The sequence below is a fragment of the Nitrosomonas marina genome, assembly GCF_900110145.1.
Classification (GTDB): Bacteria; Pseudomonadota; Gammaproteobacteria; order Burkholderiales; family Nitrosomonadaceae; genus Nitrosomonas; species Nitrosomonas marina.
The window spans coordinates 51,394-67,379 of the sequence record NZ_FOCP01000004.1 but is presented as its reverse complement, the minus strand read 5'-3'; the positions used below and the strand labels follow the sequence as shown (position 1 = coordinate 67,379).

Sequence of the window (15,986 nt, the reverse complement as noted above, 5' to 3'; positions counted from 1 at the left end):
GTGCGCTAGCCGTATGTCGCGCGTACCAGTTCAAGCAACCCCTGTTTGACATCCTGATCATCACAAAGCGGTTCGATCAGCGCGGTTTCGGCTGCCTGGCAGGGGGGCAGTCCGTTTTTTATCAGTATCGCGCAATAGACCAGCAAACGCGTTGACACGACTTCTTCCAGATCTATTTCCTTTAGTTCGCGTAGTTGTCTGGCGAGATTGACCAAAGGAACACACTGTTCATCGGGGAGACCGCTTTCGCAGGCGATAATACCGGTTTCGATTTCCGGCGGTGGAAAATCAAAGCTCAGGGAAATGAAGCGCTGGCGCGTGCTTGGCTTTAATGATTTGAGAATATTCTGGTATCCCGGGTTGTAGGATATGACCAGCATGAACGTGTCGGGCGCGTGCAGTATCTCTCCGGTTCTTTCCAGCGGCAGTATGCGCCTGTCGTCTGTTAGAGGATGCAGGACCACGGTGACGTCCTTGCGTGCCTCGACCACTTCATCGAGATAACAGATGCTCCCTTCGCGCACGGCGCGAGTAAGCGGGCCGTCCATCCACGCCGTCTCGCCTCCTTTGAGCAGATAGCGCCCGGTCAGGTCCGCCGCTGTCAGGTCATCGTGGCAGGAAACGGTATGCAGATTACGGCCCAGCCGGGCGGCCATGTGGGCGATAAAACGGGTTTTACCACAGCCGGTGGGACCCTTGACCAGTAATGGTAGCCGTTGCCGGTATGCCATTTCAAACACCGTACATTCATGACCGACCGGCTTGTAAAACGGCAAGGCATTCTGTGTTGACAGACTGTGTATATCCTGCGGTTGCGTTCGGTTCATACGCAGTTGTTACGACCGGCGTGCAACTGCAGCCTGCTCCCGGACAGATCCGAATGCAGAATAGATATACAGCATTGCGCCAATCAGGAAAAACAGGCCCGATCCTAGACGGAACCAGTAAAACAGTTCGATCTGCGACTGGATTTCCATAAAGCCCATTGCCAGAACGCGCTGCAGATGTGTCTGCAATACGCCTGCAAAGGCCAGCGTGAATGTCATGATCGTCATTGAACCGGTCATCAGCCAGAAACTCCACATATTCATAACCTGATTATAAGGCTGCAGTTTTCGCAAAGCGGGCAGGGCATAGGTGAAAAACGCGAGATTCAGCATGACATAAGCGCCATAAAAGGCAAGATGGCCATGGGCCGCGGTGAGCTGGGTGCCGTGTGTGTAAAAATTAATCGACGGAAAACTGTGCAGAAGACCGAGCACGCCAGCGCCAAAAAAAGCCATCACCGGGCAGCCAAGGCTCCACAGCATGGCCGCCTTGTTGGGATGTTCACGTCCGCTTTGATATACCAGATAAAAAGCCCATAGAACCATGGCGAAGAAGGGGACCACCTCAAGAATCGAGAACAGCGCACCGATCCAGTGCCAGTACTGGGGCGTGCCGATCCAGTAGTAGTGGTGGCCTGTTCCCAGCAGCCCGCTGAACAGGGAGAAGCCAACGATGACATACAGCCATTTTTCGATGATTTCGCGATCGACGCCGGTCAGTTTGATTAACAGAAATGCCAGCATGGCGGCCATGATCAATTCCCATACACCTTCAACCCAGACATGTACGACCCACCACCAGTAAAGTTTGTCGAGCGCTAGATTGTCCGGGTTGTAGAATGCAAACAGGAAGAACAGCAGCGCGCCCCACAGTCCCAGCAGCAGAACAATGGAAACCACCGTCTTGCGCCCCTTCAGCACGGTCAGGGTTATATTATAGATAAATACGATAAAGGCTATGGCCATCAGAATTTTGACCCATAATGGCTGTTCCAGAAACTCACGACCCTCGTGTATGCCGAAAAGATACGAAACGACCGCCGCCAGCGCGGCGAACACAAACAGACCAAGCTGCAGCCAGGCCAGTTTGGGACTGTGAATGTCACGTTCGCATTCTTCAGGAATCAGAAAGTAGCTGGCACCAAAATAGCCTAACAGCAGCCATACCAGCAGCGCATTGGTATGAATCATCCGAATGATATGAAACGGGACGGTTTCAGATAAAAAATTGGGAAAAACGTATACGGTGCCGGCCAGCACGCCTGCAAGTACCTGAACGAGAAACAATGCAAGTGCGGCAATAAAATAGGGGTAGGCAAGCGCCTGAGTATGATATTTCATGTATGCATCTCCTCAGTGAAATCAGCGGTGAGCGGTTGTGGTGTGGAGTACCCTTTGGCCATCAGCCGGCATCATTGGGCGGCCATCCCAACGTGTCGATACGACTTGTCCATTCGAGAAAATCTATCAGGTCATCCAGTTCCTGTTCAGTCAGATTAAACTGGGGCATTTGACGTCGTCCCGGCACACCGGTCGGTTGCGCGCGCATCCACGCCTTTAAGCCCATGCGTGCGCCTTCAGCGCTTTCACGACCGCCATAGCGCACCCATACGTTCCCTAATTCCGGTGCAAAATAGGCGCCTTCACCCAGCAGTGTGTGGCAGTTAATACAGGAGTGACGCTCCCATACATGCTTGCCGCGTGCTACTGACTCGGTGAGCGTGGATTCATCCGTTGAAACATTCTGAATATAGTAATGACTGTGCAGCGTGAGAATCGTGAAAAGCACCAGAAAAAAAATTGTGCCGCCGTAGAAAATATTGCGTGCCGCCGATTTGGTCAAATACTCTGCCATACTTCCCCCTTTTGTTTACAAATGGTTAGCAAACGTACAACAGAAGATGTCTTCAATTGCCATAATAATCAGGTGGATATATGGTATTCTTGAAGATATATATGGATTCTAGCGCATCTTGCCCTGTTTGAGAAGGGTGCTGGTGATTCGCACCGGAGAAACAGCGTTGACAAGTAATATCGGGCCAATGAACAGAATTGTCGCATACACAGGTTTATTTTAAATTGTCTGTACAGTATGGGTTATGAACAATCCATGGTTGCTTGAAATAAGATTAATCAGTCAACAGGAACATTTTGCGCAACAACAGAAACTCATGAATGTGCTGATCATAGAAGACAACCAGGACATTGCCGCCAGTATTTATGATTATCTGGAGTCGCTCGGGTATACAGTCGACGCGGCAGGTGATGGCGTAACAGGACTGCACCTGGCAATCACAAAAAACTACGATGTTATTATTCTGGATCTGGGTTTGCCTGGAATAGACGGGATCGAGCTGTGCCAGCGGCTTCGTCAGGACGCGCATCGAACAGTACCTGTAATCATGCTTACTGCAAGAGATACACTGGACAATAAACTGGAAGGTTTTCAATCGGGTACGGATGATTATCTGATAAAACCGTTTGCCCTGAAAGAGCTGGCAGCACGGGTAAAGGTTCTTTCGGAACGCGCCAGGCACGCGACGGTTTCCAAGTTGCAGGTTGGGGATTTGTGCCTGGATCTGGAAACACACGAAGTGTCACGGGCCGGCAAGTATATATCGCTGAATCCAACGTTGTTCCGGTTACTTGCGTTTCTGATGCAGAACCCGCATCGGGTGATTAAACGGGAAGAATTGGAGCACGCTGTCTGGCACGAAAATCCACCGGACAGTGATGCTTTGCGCACACATTTGTCGAATTTGCGCCAGATGATCGACAAACCGTTTGGTTACTCGCTCATACACACAGTGCGCGGTTTTGGTTACAGGCTAACGGACCGGTATGCAGAAGACTAAGCGACTCAGGCATCGCATCATGTTTGCTTTTTTATTTTTTGGCGCGACCATAACGCTGATGTTCGGTGTGAGTCTGGTGATTGCCCTGAAATCTGTCGAAACGAATGTGCTCGACGATATATTGTATTCCGAATATTTCGGCTTTCGACAGCAAACTGATAGCAGCGAACATGTATCCGATTCATTTCGCTCGCACTCAACAATTATGATTCATACAGTGTCACGGGATGATCATCTGTCTGGTATGCCGGCGCATGTGCGCGGTCTACCGCCAGGTATACATGACGTCACCTACAACAACAGAGATTACCGGGTTTTGATCGCGCATGCTGATAACCTGCGCTATATCGTGCAATTCGACGATACCAGTATCCATCAACGCGAGCGGGATTTTATTCGACTGGTATGGTTGTGTGCTTTGATCACATTGATCATTGCGTTTGTGATAGGGCTGGGAGTCGCCAATCATGTGTTCCAGCCTATCAAGAAGCTTGCTTATCAGGTGATGGCGTTCAAAAATCAACCCGGCGAGTCTTTGGATATGACTGAGTTTGGAGATGACGAAGTCGGTGTGCTGGCGCGCAAGCTGCAGCATTATCATGAACAATTGCAGCAATTGCTGGTTCGGGAGAAAGAGTTTGCGAGCAACGTCAGTCACGAATTGAGAACACCCATTACCAGTATCAGCATGGCGGCAGAAGTACTGGCCAGTAAAACAGGATTGTCGGCACCGGAAAATGCCAGAATTCAACGGATCCAGCGCGCTGTCGGCGAAATTTCAGAATTGATCGATACGTTTCTGATACTTGCACAAATCAATGATGACTCGACAAAATCGCACATCAGCTGTGACATGGCCCCGATAGTTGACAAGGTAATTGAACAACAACGCGTTTGGCTGGGAAATAAACCGGTAGATGTCATCGTGAAAGCGAAGGAAGCATTGAATGTGGTGGCGCATCCGGGGATTCTTAGCGTGCTGGTGGCCAATCTGGTACGGAACGCATTTCGTTATACCGATCAGGGTATGATAGAAGTGGTATTGACAAAAAAACAGCTTACAGTCAGCGATACCGGTGTTGGCATCGACTTGCCTACGCAAGCGCAAATTTTCAAGGGACGGGTAATAAGCAATACAGGAAAGACTGACAGAATCGGATTAGGGCTGGCGATTGTACAGCGTATCTGTGAACGTTATAATTGGCGCGTTTCCTTTCAAAGCAAGAAAAACCAGGGTTCTCAGTTCACGGTCACTTTCTCAGATTGAGAAGCCGTCCAGTCTCCTTTGAGACTGGTGGAGTGGATTATATACGGAGCACAAATCGCGTCTGGTTTTTTTATGTAGACTGGGGACGCACCAGAAGTATGGATGCGCTGACTTTGGCAACAAGCTGTTCTGCGACAGAACCCACAAAAAAGCGTTCCAGTCCGCGACGATTGGCTGTACCGACGACCAGTAAATCCGCTTCCCAGTCGGCTGCAGCATCGGCAATAGCTTCGGCAATGCCATTCAAACCATATTCAATATTAGCTTGTACCAGACGGGTTTCTATTTTCTGTGCGCCAGCTGATGATTTGGCTTTTTCAAGGATGTCTGTACCGGTTTGTTTGTCCGCTTCCGTATCTCCCTGGACTGCATGGGCAATACAAAGTATAGCATCATACGTATTGGCAATATTTTCTGCTTCTGTCAGCGCCTGACTGGCCGTTTCACTGCCGTCGACTGCTACCATAACTTTTTTGTACATATCTGAACTCCTAAACGCGAAATGAAATCACCGAAATCTAAGCTATCAAAAATTTACGTGCAAAACAATAACCGGTAATGGATAATGGAGGAAAAAAAAGACTATGTCAGCAGTTTGCAGTTGAATCGGAATTGGGGATTGTTAACCGATGGGCTGATCAGGCAATTTTAACTGAGTATCTGCGTATTCTTATAATTTTGGTACGCTTTCTCACAGTGCATTGTACTGGTCAGTTCCACCGGTCAGGAGTAAACAACAGCTACATATGACATAGTCTGGAAAGAGTGCAGCAACTTCTATTGCAGGTTGCTGCTGTCATTCTTCAGGTTATCAAAATAACGTTTGACAACCGCTCTGCCTGGCATCTTGTCATGCTTGGTATAGACCATGAAATGAACGCCGCCATGGACAGCCATAGCGATCAGCAGACCTTCGAAAATACCCACCAGATATACCAGCCCTGCGGTAATAAACGAAAGCATTAACGCGTATGGACCATAATGCGTGACATGGGCCAGCCCGGCTACCATTTTGTACCCGGTAAACATCATGATCGCTGCAAGCGCGAATTTAGGTAGAAAATCCAGGTACTGCGTATTGAATGTAAAAAAGCACACCACAAAACCAATAACCAGCACAGAAAATTTCGTCATGGCGCCAGCCAGTTTATTGGTTGTGCTTTTTGCCAAACCGTCCAGATTGGTCATGCCATGAAAAAAGCTGGAACCCATATTCGCGATCCATATAGCAAGCAGGCTGTTGTTACTATTGGTTTTGCGATTGAGCGGATCAATTTTTTCGATTGCAGCATTGCTCATTACCTGTTCGATGACGTCAACGATGGCCAGCATCGCGCAAAATAAAAACATCATGATCAACAGCGTTATCGTGACGTCCGATTCAGGCAGTGGCAGCTTGATATGCAGATCGATATCTTCTACGAATATCATCGGTACATTGACAAACTGGGCCAGCAACACGCCGCCGATAATCAATACAAAGTAAGGAATTGCCGGTTGGGTATCCTTGAATTTTGAGAAGAGATACAGGAACAGACCCAATCCAACAGCTGAAATCATGACCATCTGAATTCGCGCACCATTCCAGAATTCCGCTGCAACAGCTTCTTCGGGTATTTCGTAGGTGAATTCAGAAAACTTCAACAGGATTTTCAAACCCACGCCGGCCAGTAAGCCTTCAACCAGGTAAACGGGTACGGCAATAAGCAGATATCGCTGCCAGTTGAATTTCCAGATAATGGCCTGCATGAAGGCCGTCAGGAAAATACAGAATGCCATGTTTTCCCAGCCAAAAGTTGCAACACCCAACGCCAGTACGGGTGCCAGGCCGGCTGCGATTCCGGGAGCGCCGATAAAATTCCCTGGTTTGAACCATGCATTGATCCAGCCAACAAGGCAGGCAAAGGCGACGGTCGCCAGGCCAACCTTGATCGGATAATCGGACATGATGGCAATACCGATAGACAGTGGTATTGCCATGGCGCCGGTAATCAGACCGGCGGCGGTATCGCGCAGAAAATATTGTGCTTGAAAAGCAGCTGAACCTTTTGATGTTACAGGTGCAGCCTCAGGTACTTGTTGGCCACTCGCAGATGGCCTGCTTTCAGTTTGCGTATTCATTTTTGACTCTTTCTCCAGTTTGGTAAAGATTGAAAATTGCTTTATTCAAGCAATCAACTTTTAACCAACTATTAACATAGATAACGTTAAGGCAATGCAAACTGAATGTTAACGTTTTGTTAAACCTGTTAATTATCAATCGATTATATTTGCATAAAATTCGATATTTATGAGCTTGTGGAGCCAGTCGCGAGCTCGAATTACAGTCGGAAAAATCACGGTGACACGGGATGTTTTTCGTGTCTTTAACCGCAATTCATTCTACCGGATATCGGGTTGCAATGCCGTTTTATCAGTCCGGTATCTTGAACATTCACCCCCCCAGTACTGATGGTTCGGCACGCGCAATATGCATCAGATTTGTTTTTACGGGTATGTTAGTGCCTTGGCCGGCATATAACTCCTGAAAATAAATTCATAAGCTGTTCAGGCTGTTTATTGCTGAATCAGCAAGGGCAGGAGAGCGTGTATTGATGAGAGATTTCGGTTACAGACCAGCGGTACGGCAATTTTTGTTGCGATACCACTGGTTGCGGCTAAGTGCACAGGTTTGCGCGGTTCATCTTCCGCAATTTAGCAGTTACGAAAGGCATGCGTTTTCAGTGCATTAAACGTTTTCTTCCTTTGTTTTTCTTTTTCCCAGCGCGATCATTCTGATAAATAACGGCGCACAGACTAGACCGAATAGCAAGCCAATGAGTGACATCCCTGAAAGCGGAACGTTATCGTTGTAAAAATCGGTAACCTGTTTTGTAAAGGAATCTTTCTTTTTGCCATTATCCTCGTCCGAGACTTGAGGCAAATCTTCCGCTTCGTACTTGTCGTTGATGATATAAGGTGTCAGCCCGGGAATACTTGGTATATCCTCTCCGCCTTTTCCGACGACGAGTTGCGCTTTCATGCCTTTTTCCATGTGCTGTGCGATGTCGCAATGCACCAGGTAGGTTTCATCCGCTGCGGGCACAATCATGGTGCCAGAGACTTTTCTTGGCCCTGTATTTTCTAGGTGAAACATACCAAGCGGGTATAGATACCGGGGCAACCCGTGCATCATGAACTGATGGCGGATATTGTCTTCGTTGACAAAATGCCAGGTGATCTTGGAGCAGGGTTCGACGTGCCATTCCTGCTGGTCGAAAGCGAATGCGGTTCCCGGGAATTTCTTGGCATATTTGGTTCCTGCACGCACGGTAATTTCGATTTCTTCCGAAATGCTGGTACAACTGCTGGGCAATTTGTCAAAATTCTGCCCCATAATATGGGTGCCTTCATGGTCCATGATATGGCCGTCATGATGGTGGTGATGGTCGCCGTGATGTCCCCCATGTCCGTCACCTTCGCCATGAAGCTCCGAATGGTCGCCGGGAGCATCCATCATATGATCATCCCCATGCGTCATGCCGCTATGGTCTCCCATGTGATCGTGCCCGCCGTGATCATGTGCACTGTGATCCATGTCATGACCACTGTGATCCTGGGCGCTATGGTCATGAGCGCTATGGTCCATTTCATCATGGTCGCTGTGATCGTGTTCGTGAGCGCTATGGTCCATTTCATCATGATCGCTGTGATCGTGTTCATGAGCACTATGGTCCATTTCTTGATCGCTGTGACCACTGTGATCATTCTGTTGCTCATGTTCATGCTGACTGTGATCGGTTTCATCCTGCTGTGCATACGCGTGAGAAGAGAACGCAATCATACAGGCTAGTATGGTAAGAAACTGCTTATTCATTGGTTTTACTCCCTTTAGAGCCTTTTAGCTTCGATACGATAGCTGCTGCGGCTCCTTTGATGTGTTGCTTTCTGGCTAAGGCTGTATAAATCAACAGTCCAATAATGAATCCAATTATCAGGTTTGTGACGGTCTCCTGTGTGTCGGCATCAATACCTGAACGTACGCCGGGTGCGCCCAGGCTGCCTGCTTCATCTAGATCCTGCCAGATAGGAAGTCTCCTCTCGTAATATTCCTTGGTAAAGAAAACTGATAAATCGATCCCGTGTGCGACTTTGGGCAATCCGGTGTCGTCAAGATAGGATTTGTATGCAATCATACTCATGCTGCCGCCTTCGCTCATGCCGTCGGTTGTAATGCCTTTTTCACGATGATCGTGAAAAAGCCATGCACCGGCACCGTAACTGTGCAGTCCGTCGTTCGTTGTGTTCAGTAGCAGATCAAGGCGCTGGGCGGGTGCCATGTCAAAAACATCGCGTGTTATCCGGGCTGCCGGATTCTGCTCGATGCCATCATAGTGGGTGATGGTTGCTTTGTGCCCATGCGTATGTACCGCCATGAATTCGCCGCCGCTATTGAGCATGCGCAGCTTGATTTTCTGATCGGGTTCGACAACGATCATTGATTCACGCAAGGTATACGGAAAAGACAGCCCGTTCAGTGTGTAGTAGTCCTCGCTAGAGTCGGTCAGATCATAGCGTCTGTTCATTTCGCGCGCTATCAGCCGGGGATCGTTATATTTTTGAATAATGCTGGTCAATTCCTTATCCATGGCATGGTAATGCAAGTCATATTCTATATCGTATTGCTCTTTCACAGCCACGGATGGATGTCTTACATGGCCTCCGCCGACATTCAGCGTTTGCAGCCAGTTATTCGGTCGATTCTCCTCTACGATAATCATGCCGGCCAGTCCCATGGCCAGGTGCGTATGGGTTTGAACATGACAATGGTAGAACATTGTGCCGGCCTGGCGCGGCTGAAATTCATAAACTCGCCTTTCGCCGGGCATCAGATTGATTTCGCTGGTTTGCGTTACACCGTCATTGCCCTGTTTGCCGCTGCCGTATTCATGGTGGGAGAACGGGTGGTCCACGCCATGCAGATGAATAGTATGTGGGAAATAGTGCGTATTCTCCAAAACAATTTGAACGATATCGCCAACTTCGACGCGTATCACCGGAGAGGGCAGCCGCAGCAACGAATTGGCTCTGATGCTTTCAAAATTTTCCGTTGACATACCGCTGGTCTTGGGAGCGAACACCCAGGCGCCCGGCTGAATGCCCGGTGCAATATCGAATGTTGGGATGACGCCTTCAAAATCAGGCGTGCGCCCGTTCAACTCAATTACTTCGAGTTTGATAATAATACGGTCCGGGTCTCCGTCGCCATCGATGTCATCGGTTTTAATGATCGTGTCGGGTGATAAACCGGTTTCCATTAATGTGGCCATGGAAATATTGTTGGTTCCCTTGACAGCCGCCGCAATCAGATGTGGATTGTCCGGACTGCAAATTTCAGAGGCCTCGATTTTGACGCCCTCTATGACCTGTGCCTTGCGCCAGGACGGTGAAATTTTCGGGTCGCACATGGGTTCTGCATTCAATGCTGCAGGGTTGACTTTTATGGTTTCAGGCAACTTCAGTGAAGCCAGCACATTCATCGGTAAAACGATGCAGCAGGCTGCCAGAACGGCCATCAAATTACGGATTGGCATTTTTTTAAGCACCTTTTCTTTTGAATTGATTTTATCTAACAAGCGTATTACGTTTATTGAAACTTTCAATCTGCCTCGTCCCGAATTTAACGCGGCACAATTTTTGTTGATAGTTGTCGCGATGTTTTACCGGGACTTACCGATTGATTAAAATTTCCCCATACTTCCTTATAATTAATTTTAGATACCTTATTCGTCAAAAGGTTTTTTAAGAATTATTTTGAATTGTGATTTATGTTTAATTTGTTTTATTCAGTTTGCTGCAGAAATTTGATATTGTGTGCATCCGTGCATGCAAGAGAAGCGTCCCTGCCGATGCAAATTTTTTAATTATACAGTACCAGTACCCATTCGGCCATGTAAGCTTTTCTTGGAATGCCATTTGCCACTGATAGACTCTTGTCGCTAATTCGGCGTGCCAATTCAGAATCAGCTTTTAAGATGTATTGATCAAACAAGAATTGAACAATAAAATATTGATAATGAGAATTGTTTTTGTTTCTTTAATTGTGGCGACTGTATCGCTGTTATTTTCTGCCTGCAGTAGTGATACCGCCGATCCTGAATCATCCTCTGAGCCCCTGGCAGTCGGGGTGTTGCATATGCAGCCAGTCAATATGCGTTTGAGTGCAGAAACAATCGCCCAGACGGAAGGTGCAAAAGAGATTGAAATTCGCCCCAGAGTCGGCGGTATTGTACTTAAACGCCACTACCATGAAGGAGCTGCGGTTAGAGCTAATGAGCCGTTGTACTTGATCGATCCGGATCCGTTCCGAAAAAACCTGGCCGAGGTACAAGCGGAATTTCTTGAACAGAGTATTCGAGCCATGAAAGCCAAAACCGAAAAGGAGCGGCAGGAAAAGCTGGTTGCCGAAAATTTTGTCAGTGAGCGGTCGTACGATAATGCGGTAGCCGACCTGATGATTACCGAAGCCGCACTGCACGCGCTGAAGGCACGTGTGCAGCAGGCTGAGCTGGATTTGTCATATACTACGGTCAAAGCGCCTATTGACGGTATTACAGGGCGCTCCCTGATTTCCGAGGGGGCGCTGGTGGCTGCAAACAGCAGTGTGCTGACAACGATGACGCAGATATCACCGATATGGGTGCGATTCAGTTTTTCCGATAATGAGCTTGCCCGCTTTAACGGCCGACTTAGCGAAGATAATGTTGAGGAAGTGATTTTAATCTTGCCTGATGGTACCGAATATCCCATTAGCGGTGCTATCAATTTTGCCGCGAGTGAAATCGATCCGTTGATTGGGACGCAGCAGCTCAGGGCAACATTTGAAAACCCGGACCGTCGGCTATTGCCAGGCCAGTTTGTCCGTGTTCGCGTCATTTCGGGAAAAACAGACGACGTATTTCTGTTGCCCCAAATGGCGGTTATGACATCCGATCTGGGGCGGTACGTTTACGTGATCGGCAATGACAATGTCGTCGCTGCGCGCCAGATAACCGTTGGCGAATGGATTGGCAAAGACTGGATCATTTTGGATGGTTTGTATGCAGGTGATCAGGTTGTCGTCAACAATCTGATACGGCTGAGTCCGGGGATGGTTGTCAGCCCCGAGCGGCTCGACGCCTCAAAGGTGTTGTCTTCCGGGCGCTATTGAAAGCAGCTACCTGGTATGTACGCATAAACGATCTTAAGACAAAATGACCAAGTTTTTTATAACACGTCCCATTTTTGCGTCTGTGCTGTCGATAATTATCGTACTTGCCGGTATCGCAGCAGCATTTCAATTGCCCATCGCACAATATCCTCAGATTACACCGCCCGTTGTTCAGGTAACAGCGAGATTTCCCGGTGCCAGCGCAGAGACGCTGATAAAAACAGTTGCCGCACCGATAGAGGAACAGCTGAGTGGTGTCGATGACTTGCTGTATTTCAATTCGAGCGCTGATTCGAGTGGTCAGTTGACCATCACTGTAACGTTTGAGATCGGGACAGATATTGATCTTGCGACTTTCAACATCAGCAACCGGGTCAATATCGCGTTGCCACGCCTGCCCGATGAAGTCAGGCGGTCAGGTATCACTATTCAGAAGCGCGCCAATGATTTACTGCTCGTATTTGCAGTTACCTCGACTGACGAAGCCCATACACCGCTGTTTTTGAGTAACTATATCACCAATCATTTTCTTGATGAGCTCAAACGTACAGCTGGCGTCGGCGAAGCGCGAATTTTTGGATCGCAGGACTACTCTATGCGCATCTGGTTGCAACCGGACAAAATGGCGCAACTGGGGATCACCACCAGCGATATTGCAGCAGCGATTCGTACCCAAAACGCGCAATATGCAGCGGGTAAAATCGGCCAGGAGCCAGCTCTTGCAGATCAGCAGCTGGTTTATACTGTGACCGCTAAAGGCAGACTTTTAGAAACGGAGGAATTCGGCAATATTATTCTGCGTGCAGACGGGCAGCGTGGTATTTTGTTCCTTAAGGATGTTGCGCGCATCGAACTGGGTGCGCAGGAGTACAACATTCAAAATCTGTTAAATGGCAAGCCGGGCGTCGGTATCGGTATTTTTTTACAAACCGGCTCAAATGCGCTGGATACGGCTGCCGCGATCAAGGCCAAAATGGCAGCGCTACAGCCGACGTTCCCGGAAGGCATGCACTATGTTTTGCCGTATGACACCAGCGAATTCGTCAAGGCGTCGATATGGGAAGTTGTCAAAACACTGCTGGAAGCGATGGTGCTGGTTGTGCTGGTTGTCTACATCTTTTTGCAAAGCTGGCGTGCGACGATCATTCCGATCATAGCCGTACCGATTTCTCTTATCGGGACGTTTGCTGGATTATGGCTGTTGGGTTATTCAATTAACACCATGACGCTGTTTGCCATGGTGCTGTCTATCGGTATTGTCGTGGATGATGCGATCGTGGTCCTGGAGAATATTGAGCGGCTGATTTCCGAGGAAAAACTCGCGCCGATAAATGCTGCCATCAAGGCCATGCAGCAGGTGTCCAGCGCCGTGGTTGCAATGACGCTGGTTCTGGTGGCGGTTTTTGTTCCGGTCGCGTTTCTGGGCGGCATGGCTGGCGAGTTATACCGTCAGTTTGCCGTAACGGTTGCGGTGGCGGGTGTGATTTCCGGAGTTGTAGCGTTGACACTGACCCCAACCCTGTGCGCCATGCTGCTACATGCCACTCAACGGCGTGCGGTTTTTTTTGATTGGTTCAACCGCACGTTCAATCGGCTGCGCAATTTTTACGTCAGCATGGTCGATGCAGCAATACGACATGTTCTGGTCAGCGTATTGATATTTGCCGCGTTTATCGGTGGCGTGAGTTTACTGTTGAAAATCATACCGGGCAGCCTTGTCCCATCTGAGGATCAGGGTTATGTGATTACTGCGGTTATTCTTCCTGACAGTGCGTCGTTGTCACGCACGATTGCGACCAGTGATGCAATTCGTACCGAAATTGCGAAAAACCCGGATGTTGCTTTTCAATTCGCCGTAAATGGTCTGGATTTTATCGGTGGCGGCAACAAGACCAATGTGGCGACGGTTTTTACACGAATGACAGACTGGTCGGATCGGGAAACGACTGCCGATGATCTGGTGAATCAGTTATTTGCCGTGGGCGCGCAGCAAACCGACGGCCTGGCCGTGGCATTCAATCCGCCTGCAATCCGTGGACTCGGTAGCACCGGGGGCTTTGAGCTTTACGTGCAAAGCCGTACAAACACTGATCCGCAGCAGCTTGCCAGGGTTGTGGATGACTTTATGCAGGCATTGAAACAGGAACCCAAACTGGCAACTGCCAATACTTTCTATCGATCCAAGGTGCCGCAGTTTTTTGTGTCGGTCGACGAAGCCAAGGCGGTTTCACAGGGCGTACCCATAGCACACATTTACGAGACGCTGCAAAGCACGATGGGGTCGCTTTATGTGAACGATTTTAATCGTGCCGGCCGAACCTACCGTGTGCAGTTACAGGCCGAAGCTGCCTATCGCATGAAACCCGAAGATATCGGTAAGGTGTATGTGCGTTCAAACTCGGGTCTTATGATACCGTTGTCTGCACTGGTGCAGGTCAAACATATCGTTGGGGCCGAACAACTGGAGCGCTTTAACGGTTTGCTGTCAGCCAAGGTTATAGGCAGCGGTGTGCCAGGCTTAAGTTCGGGGGATGCAATTACATTAGTCGAACAGGTGGCAGAACGGGTTTTGCCTGACGGCTACCAGGTCGCATGGACCGGTAAGGATTTTCAGGAAAAAAGAACAGGAGAGGCTGCTGTGTTTGCGTTCAGTCTGGCGATAATCATGGTGTTCTTGATTCTGGCGGCTCAGTTTGAAACCTGGGCGCTGCCGCTGGCAGTGATCATGGCGGTGCCTTTTGCCATGGCGGGTGCGCTGATAGCCGTGCTGTTACGGGATATGCCGAATGATATTTATTTTCAAATCGGCATGGTAACGTTAATCGGATTGGCGGCGAAAAATGCGATATTATTAGTTGAATTCGCCAACCAGAAAATGAAAGCGGGCATGGACGCCAAGCGTGCGGCGATAGAGTCCGCTCATCTGCGTTTCCGACCCATTGTGATGACCTCAATGGCGTTTATTCTGGGTGTGGTGCCATTGGTCATTGCGACCGGCGCGGGTTCGGCCGCACGTCAATCCATGGGCACAGGCGTTTTTGGAGGCATGATTCTGGCAGCGTTTGTCGCTACTGTGTTTGTGCCATTGTTTTTTTCGTGGTTTGTTTCAAAGCATGAACCGCCACGATCAAACATGCGCTGGAAAAAGTATGAATCGGATAATGCAAATGGTTTGCGCTATAACACCCTTCGGACGTCAACTGGATATGGAAAAACTGAATAGGCTGACGTTGAATTTTTCGTTTAACTCCAATGTTTGAGTTGCCGACAGTTTTCCGTGGCGGGCTTGATATAATCAGGCTATGAATACACGTAATAAAGCTGCTGGTTCGGACAGAAAGCTCGTGCAGTCTCTGAACAACCGTAATATCATTCTGGTTGGTATGATGGGGGCTGGAAAAACGACCATAGGAAAAGCGCTGGCCAGCTATACAGGCAAGCAGTTTTTCGATTGCGATCATGAAATTCAAAAATGCACCGGCGTAAAGATTCCGGTCATATTCGAAATCGAAGGAGAAGAGGGCTTTCGCAGACGGGAATCGCAGGCATTGAAAAAACTAGTCTGCAAAAACAATGTTGTTTTGGCAACCGGCGGTGGCGCTGTACTCAGCCAGGAAAACCGGGATGTGCTGAAACAAAGCGGAATCGTGGTGTATTTAAGAGCATCGATTAATGATTTATATCGCCGGACGCGGCATGATAAAAACCGGCCATTACTGCAGACAAGCAATCTGCGCGATAAACTGACTCAACTGTATCAGCAACGGGACAGGTTCTATCAACAAACGGCTCATATTATCATTGACACAGCAAGGCAGAATATCCGTTTTCTGGTCAAGGAACTGGTC

Annotated in this window: 11 protein-coding genes and 1 pseudogene; 5 read left to right on the top strand and 7 right to left on the bottom strand. The window is 48.7% G+C overall.

Translation table 11 applies throughout. From position 1 onward, the window contains the following. Positions 1-5 precede the first annotated feature (5 nt). From BMX44_RS03935 to BMX44_RS03925, 3 genes are all read right to left on the bottom strand, one after another. A complete protein-coding gene (locus tag BMX44_RS03935) occupies positions 6-827 on the bottom strand; it encodes a CbbQ/NirQ/NorQ/GpvN family protein (RefSeq protein ID WP_090628308.1) in 822 nt (273 codons plus the stop codon). Positions 828-836: 9 nt separating this feature from the next. Then, entirely contained in the window at positions 837-2,168 is a 1,332-nt protein-coding gene (locus BMX44_RS03930) for a cbb3-type cytochrome c oxidase subunit I (RefSeq protein WP_090628307.1), read from the bottom strand. Positions 2,169-2,229: 61 nt separating this feature from the next. Continuing rightward, entirely contained in the window at positions 2,230-2,682 is a 453-nt protein-coding gene (locus BMX44_RS03925; RefSeq protein WP_090628306.1) for a c-type cytochrome, read from the bottom strand. A gap of 244 nt (positions 2,683-2,926) precedes the next feature. On the opposite strand from BMX44_RS03925, the gene BMX44_RS03920 reads away from it, so the two are divergent. Together BMX44_RS03920 and BMX44_RS03915 are read left to right on the top strand one after the other, a co-directional pair. Next, complete coding sequence (locus tag BMX44_RS03920; protein WP_281246240.1) at positions 2,927-3,682, top strand: response regulator transcription factor; 756 nt, start codon at positions 2,927-2,929, stop codon at positions 3,680-3,682. After that, entirely contained in the window at positions 3,669-4,949 is a 1,281-nt protein-coding gene (locus tag BMX44_RS03915; RefSeq protein ID WP_090628304.1) for a sensor histidine kinase, read from the top strand. The genes BMX44_RS03920 and BMX44_RS03915 overlap by 14 nt, the downstream gene beginning before the upstream one ends. Before the next feature lie 70 nt (positions 4,950-5,019). Here the strand turns inward: BMX44_RS03915 and BMX44_RS03910 are convergent, their stop codons facing one another. The 4 genes from BMX44_RS03910 to BMX44_RS03895 all read right to left on the bottom strand — a co-directional run bounded on the left by BMX44_RS03910 (position 5,020) and on the right by BMX44_RS03895 (position 10,522). Continuing rightward, positions 5,020-5,430 (bottom strand): universal stress protein, encoded by a 411-nt coding sequence (locus BMX44_RS03910; protein ID WP_090628303.1) that lies wholly within the window; start codon positions 5,428-5,430, stop codon positions 5,020-5,022. A gap of 296 nt (positions 5,431-5,726) precedes the next feature. Continuing rightward, the gene (locus BMX44_RS03905) at positions 5,727-7,070 is read right to left on the bottom strand and encodes a SulP family inorganic anion transporter (RefSeq protein ID WP_090628301.1); all 1,344 of its coding nucleotides are present in this window, start codon (positions 7,068-7,070) and stop codon (positions 5,727-5,729) included. A gap of 607 nt (positions 7,071-7,677) precedes the next feature. Then, complete coding sequence (locus tag BMX44_RS03900; RefSeq protein ID WP_090628299.1) at positions 7,678-8,805, bottom strand: cupredoxin domain-containing protein; 1,128 nt, start codon at positions 8,803-8,805, stop codon at positions 7,678-7,680. After that, positions 8,798-10,522: a multicopper oxidase domain-containing protein gene (locus tag BMX44_RS03895; protein WP_090628297.1), complete on the bottom strand. Its 1,725-nt coding sequence runs from the start codon at positions 10,520-10,522 to the stop codon at positions 8,798-8,800. The genes BMX44_RS03900 and BMX44_RS03895 overlap by 8 nt, the downstream gene beginning before the upstream one ends. Before the next feature lie 482 nt (positions 10,523-11,004). Between BMX44_RS03895 and BMX44_RS03885 the strand changes: the two genes are divergently transcribed. From BMX44_RS03885 to BMX44_RS17400, 3 genes and pseudogenes are all read left to right on the top strand, one after another. After that, the gene (locus tag BMX44_RS03885; RefSeq protein WP_090628292.1) at positions 11,005-12,138 is read left to right on the top strand and encodes an efflux RND transporter periplasmic adaptor subunit; all 1,134 of its coding nucleotides are present in this window, start codon (positions 11,005-11,007) and stop codon (positions 12,136-12,138) included. 43 nt (positions 12,139-12,181) lie between these two features. After that, positions 12,182-15,361, top strand: coding sequence for an efflux RND transporter permease subunit (locus BMX44_RS03880; protein WP_090628290.1), 3,180 nt, complete (start codon positions 12,182-12,184; stop codon positions 15,359-15,361). Between the two features lie 79 nt (positions 15,362-15,440). After that, positions 15,441-15,935: pseudogene (locus tag BMX44_RS17400) on the top strand (shikimate kinase); the annotation flags it as partial. Between the last annotated feature and the right edge of the window lie 51 nt (positions 15,936-15,986).